The organism is Kitasatospora sp. NPDC059973 (genome assembly GCF_042737525.1).
Taxonomy (GTDB): Bacteria; Actinomycetota; Actinomycetes; order Streptomycetales; family Streptomycetaceae; genus Kitasatospora.
In genome coordinates, this window is the sequence record NZ_JBHWUI010000309.1 from 1 (window position 1) to 4,501 (window position 4,501).

Here is a 4,501-nt window from a genome sequence, read left to right on the forward strand (position 1 = left end):
GGCCCGGCGGCCGCCGTCGCCCTGCCGCCGCGGGCCGAGCGCGGCGAGCGGGCGCAGGCGGCCGTCGAGCGGCTGCGCCCGGCGGGGGTCGAGGCGGTCGCCGTCACCTGGGTCGACAACGCGGGCATCGCCCGGGTCAAGGCCGTCCCGCTGGACGGGCTGGTGCACGCCGCCGAGTGGGGCGTCGGCACGGCGCCCTGCTTCGACGTCTTCCTGGCCGACGACTCGATCGTCACCAGCCGGTCGATCGGCGGGCCCACCGGGGACCTCCGGCTCTACCCGGACCTCGACCGGGTGGTCCCGCTGGCCGCCCAGCCCGGCTGGGCCTGGGCCCCGGGCGAGCGGTACACCCAGTCCGGCGCCCCGCACCCGGGCTGCCAGCGGCTGTTCGCCCGCCGGATGACGGCCGCCGCCGCCGAGCGCGGGATCACCGTCAAGGCCGGTATCGAGGTCGAGTGGGTCGTCGCGCTCGCCGGACCGGCGCAGGAGGAGCCCCGCTACCCGACCGACGGCCCGGCCTACGGCATGCAGCGCCTGACCGACCTCTCCGACTACCTGCGCGAGGTGCTGCACGCCCTCGGCGCGCAGGGCCTCGCCGTCCTGCAGATCCACCCCGAGTACGCGCCGGGCCAGTTCGAGGTGTCGGTCGCCCCGGAGGGGCCGGTCGAGGCCGCCGACACCTCCGTCCTGGTCCGCCAGACCGTCCGCGCCGTCTCCGCCCGGCACGGCCTGCGCGCCTCCTTCGCCCCGGTGGTCGAGGCCGGTTCGGTCGGCAACGGCGGCCACCTCCACCTCAGCCTCTGGCGGGACGGCCGGAACCTCGCCCGCGGCGGAGCCGGCCCGCACGGGCTGACGGCCGAGGCGGAGGGCTTCCTCGCCGGAGTGCTCGGCGCGCTGCCCGAGCTGCTGGTGCTCGGCTCCTCCAGCCCGGCCGGGTACCTGCGGCTGGTGCCCTCGCACTGGGCCGGCGCCTACCAGTGCTGGGGTCTGGAGAACCGGGAGGCGGCGCTGCGGCTGGTGACGGGCTCCACCGGGGAGCGCGCCACCGCGGCCAACGCCGAGATCAAGTGCTTCGACGCCACCGCCAACCCGTACCTGGCGATCGGCGGGGTGCTCGCCACCGGTCTCGCCGGGCTGGCGCAACGGCTCGCGCTCCCGCCCGAGTTCACCGGCGACCCGGCCGAGGCCGCGCCCGGCACGGTGCCCCGGCTCCCGGCGGGCCCGGGTGACGCGCTCGAGGCCTACCAGCGGTCGGCGGTGCTCCGCGAGGCGCTCGGCGAGCCGTTGTACGAGGCGGTGCTGGCCGTCCGCCGCGGCGAGAGCGAGCGCCACGCCTCGGCCACCCCGGAGCAGCTGGTCGCGGCCACCCGCTGGCGGTACTGACCGGTGCGCTCGCTGGAGGTGCCGGCGCTGGTCGACCACCACTGCCACAGCGTGGTGGTGGCCGACCTCGCCGACGGCGCGCTGGCCGGGCTGCTCACCGAGTCCGACCGCCCGCCCGCGCCCGGCACCACGCCGTTCGACAGCGCCCTCGGCCTGGCCGTGCGGCGCTGGTGCCCGCCCGCGCTGGGGCTGCCCGTGCACGCCCCCGCCGCCGACTACCTGGCCCGGCGGGCGGAGCTGGGCGCCGCCGAGGCCACCCGGCGGCTGCTGGCGGCCGCCGGGCTGGACACCTGCCTGGTGGACACCGGCCTGGCCGAGGCGGCCGGCCACCCGCTGCTCCCGCTCAGCGAGTTCGCCGAGGCGGCCGGCGCCCGGGTGCGCGAGGTGGTCCGGCTGGAGTCCGTCGCCGAGACCGTCTCGGCGCCGGCCGGGTCCTGGCCGGCCCTCGTCCGCGAGGCGCTGGCCGCGTCGGCGGCCGGCGCGGTGGCGGTCAAGTCGGTGGTGGCCTACCGGCAGGGCCTGGCGGTACCGGCCGAGCGCCCCGCCCCGGCGGCGGTGGTGGCGGCCGCCGGGGAGTGGCTGCGCGCCGGGCGCGGCCGGCTGAGCCACCCCGTGCTGCTGCACCACCTGCTCTGGACGGCGCTCGACGTCTGCGCCGAGCTCGGCCTGCCGCTCCAACTGCACACCGGGTTCGGCGATCCGGACCTCACCCTGCACCGGGCCGACCCGTCGCTGCTGACCGACTTCGTCCGGGCCGCCGAGCCGAGCGGCGTTCCGCTGGTGCTCCTGCACGGATATCCCTACCACCGGCAGGCGGCCTGGCTGGCCCAGGCCTTCCCGCTGGTGTACACCGACCTCGGGCTGACGGCCTCCTACGTCGGGCCCCGGGTGGCCGCCGTACTCGGCGAGATGCTGGAGCTGGCGCCGTTCGGCAAGCTGCTCTTCTCCACCGACGCCTACGGATTGCCGGAGCTTTACCTGGTGGGCACCGCCCAGTTCCGGCACGGCCTGGGCGCCCTGCTGGACGGCTGGCGCGCGGACGGCGCCTGCTCGGCGGCCGATGGCCGCCACCTCGCCCGGCAGGTCGCGGCGGACAACGCCCTTCGCCTGTACCGGCTCTGAGCGGCGGGCGGCCGCGGTGGCGGCCCGGGCCGGCCGGCCGGTGGAGCGTCCGGCCCTGGTCGGCGCGGTGCGGGCGCCCCGGCGGCGGCCCCTGACCGGGTGCGCCGAGCGGCCCCGGTGGCCCGGGAATTGTGGATCGTCTACGCCCCGGTGAGGGAAAGCGCGCGCGGGCCGGATATTCACCGTATGGATTGACACCGGGTCGGATCGGCCGGAGCCGCACCCCTCGGAAGTGGCCGAACGGTGTCGATTAGATGACTACCTCTTGCGGATTACAACGCATGTTCACTAGCGTCCCGATCATTCCACTGCACCTGCCATCCGCAGCTGCACGACGACTCGGGAGGGCCAACCCCTATGAGTGTTCCTCGGATCAGCCGGACCCGGTACGCCGCAGTGGGCGTCGCCCTCGCCGCGGCCAGTGCCCTGGCACTGCCTGCCGGGACCGCCGTCGCCGCCTCCGGGGCCGAGCCGACCACCGGGCCGCTGCTGAGCTACGTCGTCAACACCCAGGCCAACCACGGCCAGGTGCAGAAGGTCGAGAAGGCCGTCACGACCCTCGGCGGCACCGTGGTGTACTCGTACGAGCAGATCGGCGTGGTGATCGCCCGCTCGACCGACACCCAGTTCGCCGCCAAGCTGCGGAAGGCGAAGGGCGTCCAGTCGGTCGGCACCAGCCGCACCAAGGGCATCACGGCCGCCGAGACGCAGAAGGCCGAGGTCGCCGCCGAGCCGGTCACCGCCGCCGCGGCCGGCCAGGAGCCCTACTGGGCCAACCAGTGGGACATGCGTCAGATCGGCGTGGACAAGGCCCACAAGCTCTCCCTGGGCAGCCGCAACGTGACCGTCGGCGTGCTGGACTCCGGCATCGACGGCACCCACGAGGACCTCGCCGCCAACGTCGACGCCTCGCAGTCGGTCTCCTGCATCGACGGCGGCAAGCCGAACACCGACTGGGCGGCCTGGCAGCCGGGCCCCGACGGCGACCACGGCACCCACGTGGCCGGCACCATAGCCGCGGCCAAGAACGGCAAGGGCATCGAGGGCATAGCCCCGAACGTCAAGCTGGCCGCCGTCAAGGTCGTCGACGACGGCGGGTTCATCTACCCGGAGTACGCGATCTGCGGCTTCGTCTGGGCCGGTGAGCACAAGTTCAAGGTGACCAACAACAGCTACTACGTCGACCCGTGGATGTTCAACTGCCAGAACGACGCGGACCAGGCGGCGATCACCACCGCCGTGCGCCGCGCGGTCGAGTTCTCGCAGCGCAAGGGCGTCCTCAACGTGGCCGCGGCGGGCAACGAGAACATCGACCTCGCCCACAAGACCGTGGACGTCAGCAGCCCGGACGACACCACCCCGGGCACCCGCCCGATCACCCAGGACTGCCTCAACCTGCCGACCGAGCTGGACGGCGTGGTCTCGGTCTCCTCGGTGGGCGTCAACGGTGACAAGTCGTACTACTCCAGCTACGGCAAGGACAAGGTGACCGTCGCCGCCCCCGGTGGCGACCGGCTCTACCAGATCCCGGACACCCCGGACAAGAACGGCCGCACCCTCTCCACCATCCCCGGCGGCCGCTACGGCTACATGCAGGGCACCTCGATGGCCTCCCCGCACGCGGCCGGCGTCCTGGCGCTGCTCGCCAGCACCTTCCCGTGGGCGAGCCCGGAGGAGCTGACCGAGCTGCTGACCAACCAGGCCGAGTCGCACGCCTGCCCGTCGGGCCCGTACAACCCGGGCGGCACCGGCAGGTGGGCGGCCACCTGCGAGGGCGGCGCGGACGACAACGGCTTCTACGGCGCGGGCATCATCAACGCCGAGAAGGCGGTCCAGTGGTGGCGCTGACGCGCTGACCGCACGGTAGGCGCCGACGGTCCGAGCGGCCGGGGCTGATCGAACCGAGGGGTGGGGGGGGGGGGGGGGGGCCGGGGGCCCCCCCCCCCCCAGGGTCCGGGGGGTCAGCCGGCCGCGACGGGCCGGGGGTCGCACTGGG

Annotated in this window: 3 protein-coding genes; all 3 read left to right on the forward strand. The window is 75.2% G+C overall.

All coding sequences use genetic code 11. The annotated features are described in order from the left end of the window. The first annotated feature begins 21 nt into the window (after positions 1-21). Positions 22-1,383, forward strand: a complete 1,362-nt coding sequence (locus ACFWA9_RS38315; RefSeq protein WP_380394053.1) for a glutamine synthetase — start codon at positions 22-24, stop codon at positions 1,381-1,383. Between the two features lie 3 nt (positions 1,384-1,386). Next, entirely contained in the window at positions 1,387-2,505 is a 1,119-nt protein-coding gene (locus ACFWA9_RS38320; protein WP_380394047.1) for an amidohydrolase family protein, read from the forward strand. Between the two features lie 357 nt (positions 2,506-2,862). Continuing rightward, complete coding sequence (locus tag ACFWA9_RS38325; protein WP_380394050.1) at positions 2,863-4,353, forward strand: S8 family serine peptidase; 1,491 nt, start codon at positions 2,863-2,865, stop codon at positions 4,351-4,353. Positions 4,354-4,501 lie beyond the last annotated feature (148 nt).